Origin of the sequence: Sphingorhabdus sp. (genome assembly GCF_044239665.1) — a bacterium.
Classification (GTDB): Bacteria; Pseudomonadota; Alphaproteobacteria; order Sphingomonadales; family Sphingomonadaceae; genus Sphingorhabdus_B.
Map to the genome: position 1 here is coordinate 23345 of NZ_JBIIBA010000021.1, position 16289 is coordinate 39633.

13 protein-coding genes and 1 riboswitch are annotated in these 16289 nt (G+C 57.2%); of the genes, 10 read left to right on the plus strand and 3 right to left on the minus strand.

Annotated elements, in window-relative coordinates; genetic code table 11:
- Window positions 1-39: 39 nt before the first annotated feature.
- The 10 genes from ftsZ (at window position 40) to ACILP3_RS07655 (ending at window position 12423) form a co-directional block, all read left to right on the plus strand.
- Window positions 40-1548, plus strand: coding sequence for a cell division protein FtsZ (ftsZ, locus tag ACILP3_RS07610; RefSeq protein WP_395616056.1), 1509 nt, complete (start codon window positions 40-42; stop codon window positions 1546-1548).
- 142 nt (window positions 1549-1690) lie between these two features.
- On the plus strand, window positions 1691-3514 hold the full coding sequence (locus ACILP3_RS07615; protein ID WP_395616057.1) for a hypothetical protein: 1824 nt from the start codon (window positions 1691-1693) through the stop codon (window positions 3512-3514).
- Window positions 3515-3553: 39 nt separating this feature from the next.
- Window positions 3554-4705, plus strand: a complete 1152-nt coding sequence (locus tag ACILP3_RS07620; RefSeq protein WP_395616058.1) for a deoxyguanosinetriphosphate triphosphohydrolase — start codon at window positions 3554-3556, stop codon at window positions 4703-4705.
- The gene (locus ACILP3_RS07625) at window positions 4702-5358 is read left to right on the plus strand and encodes an NAD-dependent epimerase/dehydratase family protein (protein ID WP_395616059.1); all 657 of its coding nucleotides are present in this window, start codon (window positions 4702-4704) and stop codon (window positions 5356-5358) included. Before ACILP3_RS07620 ends, ACILP3_RS07625 begins: the two co-directional genes overlap by 4 nt.
- A gap of 34 nt (window positions 5359-5392) precedes the next feature.
- Window positions 5393-5481: riboswitch (glycine riboswitch) on the plus strand.
- A 183-nt stretch (window positions 5482-5664) separates the two neighbouring features.
- Window positions 5665-6813 carry a glycine cleavage system aminomethyltransferase GcvT gene (gene gcvT / locus ACILP3_RS07630; protein ID WP_395616060.1) on the plus strand — a complete coding sequence of 383 codons (1149 nt, stop codon included), beginning with the start codon at window positions 5665-5667 and terminating at the stop codon, window positions 6811-6813.
- The gene (gene gcvH / locus ACILP3_RS07635) at window positions 6810-7181 is read left to right on the plus strand and encodes a glycine cleavage system protein GcvH (protein ID WP_395616061.1); all 372 of its coding nucleotides are present in this window, start codon (window positions 6810-6812) and stop codon (window positions 7179-7181) included. The genes gcvT and gcvH overlap by 4 nt, the downstream gene beginning before the upstream one ends.
- Window positions 7182-7217: 36 nt before the next feature.
- Entirely contained in the window at window positions 7218-8576 is a 1359-nt protein-coding gene (gcvPA, locus tag ACILP3_RS07640) for an aminomethyl-transferring glycine dehydrogenase subunit GcvPA (RefSeq protein WP_395616062.1), read from the plus strand.
- Window positions 8573-10141 (plus strand): aminomethyl-transferring glycine dehydrogenase subunit GcvPB, encoded by a 1569-nt coding sequence (gene gcvPB, locus ACILP3_RS07645; protein WP_395616063.1) that lies wholly within the window; start codon window positions 8573-8575, stop codon window positions 10139-10141. The genes gcvPA and gcvPB overlap by 4 nt, the downstream gene beginning before the upstream one ends.
- On the plus strand, window positions 10138-10767 hold the full coding sequence (locus ACILP3_RS07650) for a DUF938 domain-containing protein (RefSeq protein WP_395616064.1): 630 nt from the start codon (window positions 10138-10140) through the stop codon (window positions 10765-10767). The genes gcvPB and ACILP3_RS07650 overlap by 4 nt, the downstream gene beginning before the upstream one ends.
- A 96-nt stretch (window positions 10768-10863) precedes the next feature.
- The gene (locus ACILP3_RS07655) at window positions 10864-12423 is read left to right on the plus strand and encodes a fatty acid--CoA ligase (RefSeq protein WP_395616065.1); all 1560 of its coding nucleotides are present in this window, start codon (window positions 10864-10866) and stop codon (window positions 12421-12423) included.
- 18 nt (window positions 12424-12441) lie between these two features.
- Here the strand turns inward: ACILP3_RS07655 and ACILP3_RS07660 are convergent, their stop codons facing one another.
- The 3 genes from ACILP3_RS07660 to ACILP3_RS07670 form a co-directional block, all read right to left on the minus strand.
- Window positions 12442-13743, minus strand: coding sequence for a UDP-glucose dehydrogenase family protein (locus tag ACILP3_RS07660; protein WP_395616066.1), 1302 nt, complete (start codon window positions 13741-13743; stop codon window positions 12442-12444).
- Between the two features lie 146 nt (window positions 13744-13889).
- Window positions 13890-15008, minus strand: a complete 1119-nt coding sequence (gene wecB / locus ACILP3_RS07665; protein WP_395616067.1) for a non-hydrolyzing UDP-N-acetylglucosamine 2-epimerase — start codon at window positions 15006-15008, stop codon at window positions 13890-13892.
- 100 nt (window positions 15009-15108) lie between these two features.
- A partial coding sequence (locus tag ACILP3_RS07670; RefSeq protein ID WP_395616068.1) for an efflux RND transporter permease subunit occupies window positions 15109-16289 on the minus strand: 1181 nt, incomplete at its 5' end.

Genomic DNA, 16289 nt, shown 5'->3' on the forward strand with positions numbered 1-16289 from the left:
AATTTTCGAACGAGCCAAAGAGGCTAAGGGGATAATATTATGAGCATCAATATCGGACCACCTATGGTTGACGAATTGAAGCCTAAAATTGCAGTTATTGGTGTTGGTGGTGCCGGCGGAAATGCGGTTGCCAATATGATAAAAGCAAAGGTTGAAGGCGTCGATTTCCTTGTCGCCAATACCGATGCGCAGGCGCTGAACGCCTCGCCTGCGGATTATCGCATTCAGCTTGGGCCCGAGATTACGCAAGGTCTTGGCGCTGGTTCGCGCCCCGAGGTCGGACGCGCCGCTGCAGAAGAGACAATTGCGCAAGTGAAAGACGCTTTGGCTGGTTGCCACATGTGCTTCATCGCGGCTGGCATGGGCGGCGGAACTGGAACCGGTGCTGCTCCAGTCATTGCGCAAGCTGCGCGCGAAATGAACATCTTGACCGTTGGCGTGGTGACTAAGCCGTTCCTTTTTGAAGGATCGCGCCGGATGCGCTCGGCAGAATCCGGCATTGCTGAACTGCAACAGCATGTTGACACGCTGATCGTTATTCCGAACCAAAACCTGTTTTTGGTCGCCAACCCGAACACGACGTTCAAAGAGGCATTCTTGCTTGCTGACGAAGTTTTGCAACAGGGCGTTCGCGGCATCACTGACCTTATGGTTATGCCCGGCCTGATCAACCTTGATTTTGCCGACGTCCGGTCCGTCATGCATGAAATGGGCAAGGCGATGATGGGCACTGGCGAAGCCGAAGGCGATGGCCGTGCGCTTGAAGCTGCGGAGAGGGCGATCGCCAACCCATTGCTCGACGGCGTTTCGATGCAAGGCGCAAAGGGCGTTATCGTGTCGATTACGGGCGGCGAAGACATGCGCCTGATGGAAGTTGACGAAGCTGCCAACCATATTCGTGAATTGGTTGATCCGGATGCGAACATCATCTGGGGCTCGGCGTTCAATGAAAATTTGAACGGCAAAATCCGCGTTTCAGTTGTGGCCACCGGTATCGACAATGAAGGCATTGCTGCGTCACCTGTAACGCAGTCGCGCCCGCCATTTTCGTTCAGCCGTCCGGCAGCTGAGCCAGTTGCGGCGGCCCCTGCGCCAATAGCGCCGTTATTTGAACCGACCAATCCCGCGCCTAGCGAAGAACCAAATGCGGTTGCGGAACCAGAAGCTGAGGCGGAAGACGACAGCTTGGTCCTCGGCAGCGATTTCGAAGCGCCTGACGCGGATGAAGACACCACTGCGGGCAGCGAAGAAAATGCGTCTGGGTCGAGCACCTTTTCTTCTACGTCCTGGGCAGGTGCAGATGCGCTTGAGCTGAACACGCCGGCAGACGGAAATGCGAACGCACCTGCACCATCGCCTGCACCGGTTGATGTAACGCAGGCGCCTGAGCGTGCGGCGCCCCGCATTCCGATTGGTGGGACGTTGTTTGAACGCATGTCGAACCTGTCACGCGGTCTTTCCCGGTCCGATGATGAAGATGACAAGGGCCAAGATGGCGCAAGCAACAACGGTGTTCCGCGTTTCCTCGATAGGCAGAATAACTCCTAAGGTTAGCGTCACTTAGGGGCAGGACCTTAAGCTGCGTGCGCAGCGCAGTGTCATTTCGTCCGCTTTAGGCAACCGTCTGTCGGAGCTTTGCATAAACATGCTTTGCGTCCGGCCATCGACATTCCAATAAGGGCGAATGAATGTGACAATGTTACGTGGTGCAGGGATATTCTGTGCGCTCGCTTTATCATCCGGCGTGTTCGCGCAAGCCGTTGATGAAAGCGCGCTTGAGGCGCTTGATCAGGCAACGCCTGCTGCACCGATAGGTTCGGAGCCTGCTGGTGCAGCCGAGTTGCGTGCAGCCATGCGCCGGATATCCTTTAATCCTTCTGATGCTGACGCCATGGCCGATGCTGGCAATGCGTCGCTTGCCTTGGGCGATGCTAACGCCGCTTTAAACTTCTTCACGCGTGCCAATGCGCTTCGCCCCGGGAACAGCCGCATCGTGTCCGGTTTGGCGACGGCGACCGTGCGCACGGAAAATCCGTTCGAAGCACTGCGTTTGTTTGATCAAGCCGTCCGCCTTGGCGCGAGTGAGCGTTCAATTGCGCTGGACCGTGCATTAGCTTTCGACCTGTTGGGTAATTTTGGCCGCGCGCAGCAGGACTATAAATTGGCGCGGACAGCGTCCACCTCGGATGACCTCATTATCCGCCAATCGGTGTCCTTGTCTTTGGCGGGACAAAAAGAGGCTGCCGATGCAATGCTGGTGCCGCTGCTGCAACGCAACAGTGCAAGCGCATGGCGTGCCCGGGCGTTCATGCTGGCGGCCCGAGGGGAACTGCTTGAATCGTCGCGGGTTGCACAAGGCTTTATGGATGCAAGTTCGGCGCTGCGTATGGAAGGTTTTTTCCGGCTGATGCCCTCGCTGACGCCTGCGCAGAAGGCAGCGGCGATCCATTTGGGGCATTTCCCGACGCGCCAATCGGTCGGGCGTGACAGTGAACAAGTTCGCCAAATTGCAGCGGCGCTACCGCAGGTACCCGTCGTTTCCGGCGATAATCGCCTCATTCCATCTGGCGCTGCGCTTGGACCAAAATCTACGCTCGCGCGCGACAGCAAAAACACCCCGAAGCCGGATGTTAAACGTGACCAAAAGGCGCAGGATCGGACGGAAATTAAGGTGGCAGTCGCCAATATTCCCGAAGCACAAAAGCTGGCCAAAACAGGCACGTCCCGCCCGAGCACTGCCACCGCGCGTGCCAAAATTGAGGAAAAGCAAACCCCCCGGATTGCCAGTGTCAGCAATAATGCGCTGCCCGTACCTGAAACCGCGCGTCCATTGGGCCGTGCAGCATTGCCAAGGCCGGCAAGCACGCCGACGCCCACACCACTTCCGGCGCAGGCCAAGGCAATAGTTGCCGCAGAGCCTCAGCCGAACGTGCCTGCCATAACGTCAGCAGCGAAGGCGACGGCCGATGTGTCCGCCGTCGATGCACCCCCTATATCGCAGGCCGCCGCAATCGCCTCGCAAACCCCTGAAACCGTGCCTGCGGCGTCGGTTGGTTCCCGCAGCTTTGATCTGAGCGCTATTGTGAAGGCCATTGATATTCCGGAAAGCGAACAGCGGCCTTCGCAAGTAGCAGTCGATTTGAAAACATTGAAACCACAGGCACCCAAGGCGACGGCAGAATTAGTCAAGGTTGCCAAGGTTGACCCCAAGATTGCCGCGAAAGCCAAAGCCGAAAGGGACCATCCGGCGCGCTACTGGGTGCAGATTGCGACAGGAAACGCCAATGCTCTTGGCTTTGATTATCGCAAACTCATCAAGACATATTCGGCCTTGCTTAAAGGCCGAAGCCCATACACATCCGAATGGGGTAGGACGGACCGGCTGTTGGTTGGTCCGTTTCCAGACTTGAAAGCGGCGAAGAAATGGGAAGGCGACTATAAAAAGGCTGGTGGTGACGCATTTATGTGGAAAAGCCAGGTTGGCGAGGTCGTTAATCCGTTGAAAACAAAATAGCGGCTTCCGGTTCGCGGCACTTGGCGGCATAAGCGCGGCATGTCGCACCTTGCCCCTTATGCTTCCTTTCCTGACCGTAGCCGAGGTCGGCTGCATGCCGAACCGTCAAGCGATGTGCGCGGGCCACGCGATATTTTTCAGCGGGACCGTGACCGTATCATTCATTCGATCGCGTTTCGTCGCCTGCGTCACAAGACGCAGGTTTTTATCTCCCCCGATGGTGACCATTTTCGTGTCCGCCTGACCCACAGTCTTGAGGTGGCGCAAATTGGCCGGACGATTGCCCGCGCGCTGGGCTTGAATGAGGATTTGACCGAGGCCTTGTGTCTGGCCCATGATATTGGCCATCCGCCCTTCGGCCATGCGGGCGAGGATGCGCTTGAAGAAGCGATGAAGCCCTTTGGCGGCTTCGACCATAATGCGCAGACGCTGCGTACATTGACGCTGCTGGAATCGCCCTATCCGTCATGGCCGGGCTTGAACTTAAGCTGGGAACTGCTGGAGGGGCTCGCCAAACATAATGGTCCAGTGGCCAATCCCGGTTGGGCCTTGGCCGACGTGAACGCAGGATTTGACTTAAATCTGACCGATTGGCCTTCGTTGGAGGCGCAGGTCGCCGCGATCAGCGACGATATCGCCTATGACAATCACGACATTGACGATGGCATCCGAGCAGGGCTGCTCGACATGGAGCAATTGCTTGAGTTGCCATTTGTGGCGGAACGTTGGGAAGCGATATTGGCGCGCTATCCTGACGTGCGGCCACGCCGCTTGATCGGCGAACTGACCCGTGAGCAGATTGGCGTGATGGTCAATGATGTGATTGCATCGACGCGCGCGCGAATCCACGAATTGGGTATCAAAGACGCAGAGGATGTGCGCCATGCCGGCGTCATGATTGGCGGATTTTCGCCCGATATGGCGTTGCGGGAGCGGCGGCTCAAAAAATTCATGTATCAAAAGCTGTACCATCACCCCACGCAGACTGCAGCGGCGGTGGAGGCATCGAAAATCGTGCGCGAACTGTTTATGATCTATCGCAGCGATGTTTGCCTGCTGCCACCCGAATGGCAAGAGAATCTACCCCAGCAAGAACCCGCCCGCGCCCGCCATATCGGTGACTTTCTGGCGGGGATGACGGATCGTTACGCCACCGACCGGCACCGCCAACACTGCGGGAGCGCGGCGTGAAATCGAAAATCATCATTGCCGGTGGCTCTGGCTTGGTCGGAAAACAGGTGGCGGATCAAATGGCCCGCAACGGATATGACGTCCATTTGGTGTCGCGTCGACCGTCCGCGCAATCAATGCCCAATTTGCATGAACATGTCGCGCCGAGCGATGATTGGCCAGCGATTGTGGCGCGAATCAAGCCGGCCGTCGCCATTTCCTGCTTGGGAACGACGATACGTACCGCAGGGTCGCGTGCGGCTTTCAAGGCCGTCGATCACGACCTCGTGCTTGCCTTTGCCGAGGCCAGCCATAAAGCCGGAGCACAGCATTTTATAACTGTCTCGTCGGTAGGCGTGATACCCGCCAGCAGCAATTTCTACCTGAGAACCAAGGCCGAGATGGAGCAGGGGCTTCGCAACATTGGCTTTCAACGCCTTGATATCATGCGTCCAAGCCTGCTGACGGGTGGCAAGCGCGACGCGCACCGTCCGGGTGAGGCCTTAGGGATTTTATTGTCGCCTTTGGTCGACAGGTTGATGATTGGATCGATGCGGCGGTTTGCCTCCACGCCATCTCATTTATTGGCACAGGCCATCGCAGCGTTGGCAGATACGCCCGACGAAGGCGTTTTTATCCACGAAAATGATTCCATCCGCGCGCGCGCCGGTTGACACTGCAAAACGCTACCGCCAATAGAGCAACGTCGCTGACGAAGCGGGAGAGCGTTCCTTATAGGGACCGCCGAAGGAGCAACCGCCCCGGAATCTCTCAGGCAAAAGGACCGCTTCGGCTTTTGCGACACTCTGGAAAGCGCGTGTCTTGGCCTTTTGCCAAAATACGCCACCGAAGGTGTAACCTGCCATATACGCCATATAAGGGCGCATATCGCAGATAAAGCTCTCAGGTACCCGTGACAGAGGGGGCAGCAGACTTGGCGCTATCCGGCGTCGGTTGCTGCAACTCTTGAACGGACTGATATGAGCGACGAAGACGAATACGAACTCGAACCCATCGAAATATTGGAACTCCCGCTCGGCGCGTGGCATCGTGACAAGGGCGCGCGCATGGTCGAATTTGCGGGCTATCAAATGCCGATCCAATATGAAGGCATTATGGCCGAACATATCTGGACCCGCGAAAATGCCGGATTGTTCGATGTTAGCCATATGGGGCAATTGATGCTGACCGGCGACGGTGCCGCCGAAGCGCTTGAAGCGCTGGTGCCTGGCGATATCTCCGCACTGAAAGAAGGCAAGATGCGCTATTCGCTCTTGCTGGCCGAAGATGGCGGCGTGCTGGACGACATGATGATTACGGCGGCTCCCATGGGTCTGTATGTTGTCGTCAATGGCGCGGTGAAGTGGGACGATATGGGCTATTTGCGCGAATATCTGCCCGACGAAATCACCATCAACAATATGGAAGACCGCGCATTATTGGCGCTGCAAGGGCCCAAGGCGGTCGATGCGTTGAAGCGCGTCGTGCCGGGCGTTGACGCGCTATATTTTATGGAGGCGGGGTCATTCTTCTGGGGCCCCAAAACCGACCCTGAGCCGCTTTGGATCAGCCGTTCAGGCTATACGGGCGAAGATGGCTTTGAAATCTCCGTTCCGGCCACGCATGCACAGAAACTGGCGGACCAATTGTGCGCGCAGCCAGAGGTTAAGCCCATCGGCCTTGGCGCACGCGATTCGTTGCGGCTTGAGGCTGGCTTGCCGCTCTACGGTCATGACATGAACCCTGAACTGGAGCCGGTGGAGGCCAATGCCGCCTTTGCCATCTCCAAACGCCGCCGCGCCGAAGGTGGTTTTGCCGGGTCCGCGCGTATCCTGAACGCGCTTGCCAATGGCCCCGCACGCAGACTGGTTGGCCTGTCGGTCGAAGGCAAAATGCCGGTCCGTGAAGGCGCGCCGATTTTCGCAGGCGCAGCACAAGTGGGTGTCATTACCTCTGGCGGCTTTGGCCCAAGCGTCGGCGCGCCGATTGCCATGGGCTATGTTGCTGCGGCCCATAACGCCGTTGGCACCGCACTTGAGGCCGAAGTGCGCGGCAAACGCGTGTCTGTCACGGTCGCAAATCTACCTTTCATCCCACATCATTATCATCGCAAAGGAGCAAACACATGACCCGTTATTTCACCGAAGATCATGAGTGGATCGACGTTGACGGCGACAGCGCAACAGTCGGCATCACGCATTATGCGCAAAGCCAATTGGGCGACATCGTGTTTGCCGAAGTCCCTGCGGCAGGTGCAACGCTTAAAAAAGGCGGCGATGCAGCCGTCGTGGAATCGGTGAAGGCCGCATCCGACGTTTACGCGCCCGTCAGCGGCACGGTCATTGAAGGCAATGACGCCTTGGAAGGCGACCCCGCTTTGGTCAATAGCGATCCCGAAGGGGAAGGTTGGTTTTTCAAGCTGACCTTAAGCGACATCAGCGAGCTCGATAGCCTCATGGACGCCGCCGCATATCAGGCATTTGTTGACGGGCTTTAAGACATTCTGCTCGCACTGCGGGCTATGGAGATTGACATGCGTTATTTACCGCTAACCCCATCCGACCGGCAAGCGATGCTCGGCGTCATTGGGGCAAAATCGATTGATGATCTGTTCTGTGATGTGCCTGCGCAAGCGCGCCTAGATGGGCCTATCCGCGGGCTTCCCAATCATGCCAGCGAAATGGCGGTGGAGCGGCATTTTTCTCAACTTGCGCGCCAAAATATGACCGCGTCGCATCACCCGTTCTTCTTGGGCGCAGGGGCGTATAAGCATCATGTGCCCGCAAGCGTGGATCACATCATCCAGCGCGGCGAGTTCCTGACGGCGTACACGCCCTATCAGCCGGAAATCGCGCAGGGCACGTTGCAGATGCTGTTTGAATTCCAGACGCAGGTTGCGCGGCTGTTCGGCTGCGATGTCGCCAACGCGTCGATGTATGACGGCTCGACCGCTTGCTGGGAAGCCATTGGCATGGCGGGCCGCATTACCAAGCGGACAAAGGCACTGCTGTCTTCAGGGCTGCATCCGCATTATGTCAGCGTCGCCAAGACCATGGCGCAATATACCGGCGATACGCTCGACACCATATTGCCGGAACTGTCCGCCCAGACCGACGGCGCGCGTTTGCTGGCCGCCATTGACGGCGAGACAAGCTGCGTCGTGGTGCAATATCCCGACATATTGGGACGGATTGAAGACCTGTCCGCCATCGCCGCCAAGGCGCATGAACATGGCGCATTGCTGATCGCGGTTGTGACCGAACCCGTTGCCTTGGGCGCGATTAAGGCGCCCGGTGAAATGGGCGCGGACATTGTGGTGGGTGAAGGGCAGTCGCTTGGCGTCGGCCTGCAATTTGGTGGGCCTTATGTTGGCCTGTTTGCGTGCAAAGAAAAATTCGTTCGCCAAATGCCCGGTCGCTTATGCGGGGAGACTGTGGACGCTGAAGGCAAGCGCGGCTTTGTTCTGACGCTGTCGACGCGTGAACAGCATATTCGCCGTGAAAAGGCGACGTCCAATATCTGCACAAATTCAGGCCTTTGTGCCTTGGCCTTCAGTGTGCATCTGACGTTGTTGGGCGAAAAAGGATTGCGCGGATTAGCGCAGTTGAACCACGCGCTCGCGGTGCAGGCGGCCGATCGGCTGAGCCAAATCGCTGGCGTCGAATTGGTCAATGACAGCTTCTTCAACGAATTCACGTTGAAGCTACCCACAGACGCGCGACCCGTTGTGCGCGCATTGGCTGACCGAAAGATCCTTGGTGGTGTATCGCTCGGGCGGCTTTACCCCCATGTAGATGCGCTTTCGAACGGCCTGCTTGTGGCCGTCACGGAGACCGCCACCCAAGAGGATGTCGAAACATTCGCCGCCGCATTGCAGGAGATTTTGGCATGAACAGCATCAACCAAAGCGGATGGAAGCCTGAAATGGGCAATGCCGGCGACACCGCCCCTGCAACCTATACCGGCAACAAGGCATTGATGCTGGAAGAGGCATTGATTTTCGAGATTGGCACCGCTGGAACAACAGGCGTTGATCTCGCCGATGCGCCGCAAGTTGCCGCGCGCTTGGGCAATCTGGAACGGCACCGCGACATTGGCCTTCCCGGCCTGTCGGAGCCTGAGACGGTCCGTCATTATACGCGCCTGAGCCGTCAGAATTATGCGATTGATCTGGGTTTCTTCCCGCTGGGAAGCTGCACGATGAAGCACAATCCGCGCCTGAATGAAAAGGTCGCGCGCATGGCGGGCTTTGCCGATGTCCATCCGTTGCAGCCAGTCGAGACCGTCCAAGGTGCATTGGCGGTCATTCACGAACTGGCGCATTGGCTGATTACATTGACGGGCATGAAGGCCGTGGCGATGTCGCCCAAGGCAGGGGCGCATGGCGAATTGTGTGGCATCCTTGCCATTCGTGCGGCGTTGACCGCGCGCGGTGATGCGCGTTCGGTTATCCTTTGCCCCGAAAGCGCGCATGGCACCAATCCGGCGACGGCGGCCTTTGCAGGTTATGCGGTCGAGAATATTCCGGCGACATCGGAAGGCCGCGTGGATCTAGCTGCATTAAAGGCGCGCCTTGGTCCCGATGTTGCGGGTGTCATGATTACCAACCCCAACACCTGCGGTCTTTTCGAGCGGGATATGCGCGAAATTTCGGACGCGGTGCATGCGGCCGGTGGCTATGTCTATTGCGACGGCGCGAACTTCAACGCCATTGTGGGGCGCGTCCGCCCCGGCGATTTGGGCGTCGATGCCATGCACATCAACCTGCACAAGACATTCTCCACGCCGCATGGTGGCGGCGGGCCGGGTTCCGGGCCAGTGGTCTTGTCCGAAGCATTAGCCCCTTACGCGCCATTGCCCTTCGTCACGCGGGATAAAGATCAGTATCGGTTGGTCGAAGAAGAAACAGCAGATGCATGCCATCCGGACAGCTTTGGCCGCATGGTCGCCTTTCACGGCCAAATGGGCATGTTTACGCGCGCTTTGTCCTACATCATGTCGCATGGCGCAGATGGCCTGCGGCAAGTGTCGGAAGATGCGGTGTTGAACGCCAATTATATCTTGCGCAGCTTACAAGACGTGCTTGAAGCGCCGTTTGCGCACAGCGGCCCTTGCATGCATGAGGCATTGTTCAGCGATAACGGCATGGCCGAAGGCTTCTCCACGCTCGACATTGCAAAGGGCCTGATCGATGAAGGCTATCATCCGATGACGGTATATTTCCCGCTTGTCGTGCATGGCGCGATGTTGGTGGAACCGACGGAGACCGAGAGCAAGGCGACGCTGGACCAGTTTATCGGTGCACTGCGCAATGTTGCGGAGCGGGCCAAGGCGGGTGATCCGTCGCTCAAGTCCGCGCCGCATCATGCGCCGCGTCGCCGTCTGGATGAAACCCAAGCTGCGCGAAAGCCCGTGTTGGTTTGGCGTGAGCCCGAACAGGCGGTTGCGGCAGAATGAGTGGACCGCAGCCGTTTGTCTTTGAAGCTGGCGCGGAGGTAAAACGCCACGCGCCAGCGACGGAGCGCAACCGTGATGTGATTGCGGAAACCTTGGCCCGTGTGCTGCCGACAGAAGGCCTTGTGTTGGAAGTGGCGAGCGGGACCGGCGAGCATGCTGTGCATTTTGCAAAGCTGTTTCCTGCACTCACATGGCAGCCAAGCGACCCGGACCCCATCGCGCTTGCGTCGATCAACGCGTGGCGTGCGGATTCCAACGTGCCGAATATGCGGCCCGCAATGCTGCTGGACGCGTCAGCGGATTGGCCGGTAGCGCAGGCGGACGCGGTCGTCTGCATCAACATGACGCATATCAGTCCTTGGGCGGCCACCGTTGGTCTACTACGCAACGTCGCGCGCCTTTTGCCGCCGTCTGCCGTGCTTTTCATTTACGGACCCTACAAGCAACGCGATGTCCCGCTGGCCGAGAGCAATGCCGCCTTTGATGCTTCTTTGCGGCAACAAAATGCCGAATGGGGCCTGCGCTATGTCGAGGATATTGCAGAAGAAGCCCACAAATTTGGGTTGCGCCTTGACCCAGTCATCGCCATGCCTGCGAACAATCTGTCGTTGATTTTCCGCGCTTAGCCGTGGGTAAATCACAATATTGACAGGCCGCCATAATCTCACGAAACATGGCATCAGGCCTCTGCGAAAAAATGGCCAGTGCTAGGAGAGAATGATATGGCCGTTGCCAGCTACGACATACTGAGCTTTGATGGTTTTTTAGCGCATTGGGCGGTGGAACGGCCGGACTGGGCGGCGCTTTCGCAAGATAACCACCATTTCACTTATGGCCAGTTGGAGGAGCGCACCGCGAAGATCGTCGCGATGCTCCTTGGGTTAGGGCTAAAAAAGGGCGACCGGATTGCCTGGATTGGCAAAAATAGCGATTTATACTTTGCGCTTTTTTACGGCGCAGCGCGGATTGGCGTAGTGACGGTGCCCGTCGGATGGCGTCTTGCGCCTGCCGAATGGGCCTATATCGCCAAAGACACCGGCGCACGCATACTCTTTGCTGGGCAGGGGTTTGAGGCGGGTGTACACGCATTGGCCCGCGACATAGCTGGTGTTGATCGGGTCATACCCGAAGAAGAAGCGCGCGATATGATTGACGCGACGGCCCGCACCGCGTTTGAACCTGCTGGCCCTGACGACGCCGTGCTGCAACTCTACACCTCCGGGACAACGGGTAATCCCAAAGGAGCGGTGCTTTCCAACCGGAACCTGTTCGCGCTGCGCAAAAATGCTGCCGAAGAGGCGCATGCCTATAGTAAATGGGACGATGATGAAGTCGTTCTCATCGCCATGCCCTGCGCGCATATTGGCGGAACCGGACTGGGGATCATGGCCATGGCGTCAGGCCTGCCCGCGCTCGTACAGGCGGAGTTCTCGCCGGATGGCGTCTTTGATGCTATTGAAAAAGGCGGAGCAACCCGGCTTTTCATCGTCCCTGCCGCTTTGCAGATGATGGTCAACCACCCGCGTTGCCGCAACGTAGATTATAGCCGTCTTAAATATATCCTCTACGGGGCAGCGCCCATTCCACTCGAACTTCTGCGTCAATGCATGGACGTATTCAGTGCTGAATTCATCCAGGTCTATGGCATGACGGAAACCACAGGCACCATCTGCATGCTGCCGCCCGAGGACCATGATCCCAATGGCAACAAACGCATGCGTTCGGCCGGTAAGCCACTGCCTGGCGTCGAATTGCGCGTGGTGGATATTGCAGGGAACGACGTTCCGGTGGGTGAAGTGGGTGAGATTTGGACGCGGTCGTCGAACAATATGATCGGCTATTGGAACTTACCCGACGCCACAAAGGGCACGGTTGCTGATGGCGGCTGGATTAAGACCGGTGATGCTGGGTATCTGGATGAAGACGGATATATGTATATCCACGACCGCGTAAAAGACATGATCATCACGGGCGGCGAAAATGTTTATCCCGCTGAAGTCGAAAGCGCGATTTACGGACATCCTGACATATTGGAGGTCGCAGTGATTGGCGTGCCGGACGCCAAATGGGGGGAGGCGGTGAAGGCGGTATGCGTTCCCAAACCAGGCGCACATATTGATGCCGAAAGCGTCATTGGCTGGACGCGCGAACGCATTGCAGGTTTTAAGGTGCCACGTTCCGTTGACATCATTGCGGCGTTGCCGCGCAATGCGTCGGGCAAAATCCTGCGCAAGGACCTGCGCGCGCCATATTGGACTGGTTTTGAGCGGCAGGTAAACTGAAGCAGCGTAAAGTTTATATCAGCGCCCGACGCTCACATAATTGAACCCTGCTGCGATTGTATCTTCAGGGCGGTAGATGTTGCGCAGGTCGACAAGCACGTCGCCCGCCATCGCGGCATGCAGCTTTTTGAGGTCCAACGCACGATAGGCGTCCCATTCGGTCACCAAGGCAACGGCATGCGCACCTTGCGCCGCGCTGTAGGCGCTATCAGTCATCACCACATCGGGCAGAATCTTTGCAGCTTCCTCCATACCTTCGGGGTCATGCGCGTGGACGATCGCGCCGGCGTCAAGCAGGGTTTGTACAATCGCAATCGACGGTGCGTCACGCATATCGTCAGTGTTGGGCTTAAACGTCAGGCCAAGCAGGCCAATCTTCAGGCCGCGCACATCGCCACCCAGCGCGGTGATGATTTTGCGGCCCATAGCACGCTTTCTAAGGTCGTTTGCCTGCACGACCGCCTCGACTATCCGAACGGGTGTTTCATGGTCCTGCGCGGTCTTGAGGAGCGCGAGAGTGTCCTTTGGAAAACAACTGCCGCCATAGCCGGGGCCGGCATGCAGAAACTTCGACCCGATGCGGTTATCAAGGCCAATGCCGCGCGACACGTCTTGCACGTTTGCGCCCAGTTTTTCGCAAAGGTCGGCCATTTCATTGATGAAAGTAATCTTCGTCGCCAAAAATGCGTTCGCTGCATATTTGATCAACTCCGACGAACGGCGGCTGGTGAATAACAAGGGCGATTCATTGAGGAAGAGCGGACGGTACACAGCGCGCATGACATTGCGGGCCCATTCGACATCGCTGCCGACGACAATACGGTCTGGACGCTTAAAGTCCCCAATCGCTGCGCCTTCGCGCAAGAATTCGGGGTTGGATACCACCGCAAAGTCCAGATCAGGGCTTGTTTCGCGGATGATCCGCTCGACTTCGTCACCAGTGCCTACTGGAACGGTCGATTTTGTGACAACAACGGTGTACGGGTCGATCGCGCGTGCCAATTCTTCTGCAGCAGCATAGACATAGCTCAAGTCCGCATGGCCATCACCACGACGCGAAGGCGTCCCCACGGCGATGAAAACCGCATCACACCCTTTGACCGCTTCGGTAACATCCGTTGAAAAGCTTAACCGGCCTGCATCGACATTGGATTTCACAAGCGCGTCAAGGCCGGGCTCGTAAATCGGCATGATGTTGGCATGCAGGCGGGCGATTTTGGATTCGTCCTTGTCCACGCAGACAACTTCATGGCCGAAATCGGCAAAGCACGCTCCAGAAACAAGGCCGACATAGCCCGAGCCGATCATAGCAATTTTCATAAATTGTCTCTCTTAAAGGCGGCATCCGAATGAGTGCGCCTTATGATGTTATCCGCAAAGGAACAAGTCTTGGGACACTTGGTTTCGGAGCTAGGCCAGAAAAATCAATCAAATCTGCGCGTTGGCGCGACACCTTAGGGCCTTTGTCAACGCGCGTTCGAGATGATCTCTGCTATTCGCTCGCTCGCATGCCCATCGCCAAAGGAATATCGCCCACGGGCCATCGCGGCATAAGCGGCGTCATCGTCCAAAAGAGTCGAAATTTCGCGAATGATCCGCTGTGTATCTGTCCCGATGAGCTTCGCTATCCCTGTGGCGACGCTTTCGGGGCGTTCGGTGGTCTCGCGCAGGACCAATACCGGTTTGCCAAGCGCGGGCGCTTCCTCTTGAACACCGCCGCTGTCGGTCAGCATGATATGGCTGATGGACAATAGCCGCGCAAAGCATGGATAATCCAGCGGTTCAATCATGGCGACATTGGGTAAGTCCCCCAAAGTGGCATTCATGACCGTACGGACTTTCGGGTTCATATGGACAGGGAAAATACAGGCCACATCGTCGCGTACGGCAATGGCTTTTATTGCAGCCGCGATGTTCGCCATGCCCGCACCAAAATTTTCCCGGCGGTGGGCGGTAATTCCAATGATTTTACGACCGCGAAACCGCGCCTCCAGCGGGGCAAGGCAGCTAATGAGCGACGGATCGTGGGCGATTTTCTTCAAGATCCAATGCAGCGCATCAATCACGGTGTTACCGGTGACAAAGACGTGATCGGCGGGAATGGATTCTGCGCGGAGAGCGGCGGCGGACATCTCGGTCGGGGCAAAATGCTGATGGGCAATACTACCGATGATCCTCCGATTCACCTCTTCGGGCCATGGCTGGTAAATATCATGGCTGCGCAATCCCGCCTCGATGTGGCTCACTGGGATTTTGCGATGATAAGCGGCTAGCGCGCCGACCATGGCTGTTACGGTATCGCCCTGAACGATGACGCGATCGGGCTTCGCGCTGTCCAGAACCACCCCAATTGTTTGCAGCAGGCGCGCCGTGAGCGTGTCGAGTGATTGTTCTGGGCGCATGATATCAAGGTCATAATCTGGTACGATGCCGCTGATCGATAGCACTTGGTCCAGCATGTGCCGATGTTGCCCGCTGACCAGAACTTGGGTGTGCATATCTGGATATTGCGACAGCGCACTTATCACCGGGAACAGCTTAACGGCCTCGGGCCGCGTTCCGAAAATTACCAAATTCTTGTACATCCACGGCCCCTGCATTTTTGGCCTGCTCTAGGGTCGTAGATATAAATAACATTTTCAAAAGTAACGTAAATTTATAAAAAATCTTTTTCCGCACCGCAGACTAAGGCAATGGCGCTTCTTGCGTTTTCATTTCCTGTTCCAAGCGGCGTGATGTCGCCTCGGGGGAGCCGGTATATTTGGCAAGCCGCGCATAAATGAGGGGGATAAGCACGAGCGTGATGAGCGTCGCAAGCGTCACGCCAAAGACGATCACTACCCCAATGGCCGACCGCGCCGCTCCGCCGGCACCACCAGCAATCGCCAATGGAATAGCGCCGAATACGGTCGCGATGGAGGTCATCAGGATTGGCCGCAAACGCCGAGCAGCAGCTTGCTGAATGGCCTCGAGTATTTCCAAGCCCTCGTCGCGTAACTGGTTGGCAAATTCGACGATTAAGATGCCGTTCTTCGCTGCCAAGCCGACCAGCATCACAATGCCAATTTGGCTATAGAGGTTCAACGTCATTCCGGTGAGGGCAAGGCCAATGATGCCACCCCCGACCGCCAATGGTACCGTCATAATGATGGTGACTGGGTGAACGAAGCTTTCAAACTGTGCGGCGAGCACGAGATACACAAGAAGGATGGTCAGGATGAATACAAGCATGATTGAACCGCCTGTTTCTTTGAAGGCCTGACTTTCACCGCGATACCCAACCGCCAGAACCTCTGGGGATGCAGCGGCTTGCTCTTCCAAAAAGGCCAAAGCCTCGCCCATGGAATAACCCGGCGCCAGCCCGCCCTGAAGCGTGATTGCCCGCAGCTTGTTGAAGCGACCCAAATCACGTGCGCCTGCGGTCTCGGTGTATTTTATCAAGTTGGCGAGCGATACCAATGACCCGTCTCGCGTTCGAAGCTGGATTGCAGCAAGATTTTCGGCGGTGGCGCGATCCGCAGCATCGGCTTGCACGATGACGCGATATTCTTCGCCGCGATCCAAATAGGTCGATACGCGGCGAGAACCTAAAAGCGTTTGTAGCGCCTGGCTGACTTCCGCCACTGAGATGCCAAGGTCGCCCGCGCGGGCCGTATCGACCTGAATCTCCATTTGGGGTTTGGTTTCCTTATAATCGGAATCCATATTGACGAGACCGGGATTTTCGCTTGCCGCGGCTAATATGCGGTCGCGTGCAATACTCAGCGATTCATAAGTTGAGCCTGCAATAACGAAGTTTACGGGCTGACCGCGGCCGCGTCCGATGGAGGAGCGCACCGAAGCATTGCCGCGAACCGCAGGTAACT

Coding starts and splice junctions, on each gene's coding strand:
- ACILP3_RS07660 (WP_395616066.1), bottom strand. CDS start 13,743: ATGAAAATTGCTATGATCGGCTCGGGCTATGTCGGCCTTGTTTCTGGA.
- wecB (WP_395616067.1), bottom strand. CDS start 15,008: ATGTACAAGAATTTGGTAATTTTCGGAACGCGGCCCGAGGCCGTTAAG.
- gcvH (WP_395616061.1), top strand. CDS start 6,810: ATGACCCGTTATTTCACCGAAGATCATGAGTGGATCGACGTTGACGGC.
- ftsZ (WP_395616056.1), top strand. CDS start 40: ATGAGCATCAATATCGGACCACCTATGGTTGACGAATTGAAGCCTAAA.
- ACILP3_RS07655 (WP_395616065.1), top strand. CDS start 10,864: ATGGCCGTTGCCAGCTACGACATACTGAGCTTTGATGGTTTTTTAGCG.
- gcvPB (WP_395616063.1), top strand. CDS start 8,573: ATGAACAGCATCAACCAAAGCGGATGGAAGCCTGAAATGGGCAATGCC.
- ACILP3_RS07620 (WP_395616058.1), top strand. CDS start 3,554: ATGTCGCACCTTGCCCCTTATGCTTCCTTTCCTGACCGTAGCCGAGGT.
- gcvT (WP_395616060.1), top strand. CDS start 5,665: ATGAGCGACGAAGACGAATACGAACTCGAACCCATCGAAATATTGGAA.
- gcvPA (WP_395616062.1), top strand. CDS start 7,218: ATGCGTTATTTACCGCTAACCCCATCCGACCGGCAAGCGATGCTCGGC.
- ACILP3_RS07650 (WP_395616064.1), top strand. CDS start 10,138: ATGAGTGGACCGCAGCCGTTTGTCTTTGAAGCTGGCGCGGAGGTAAAA.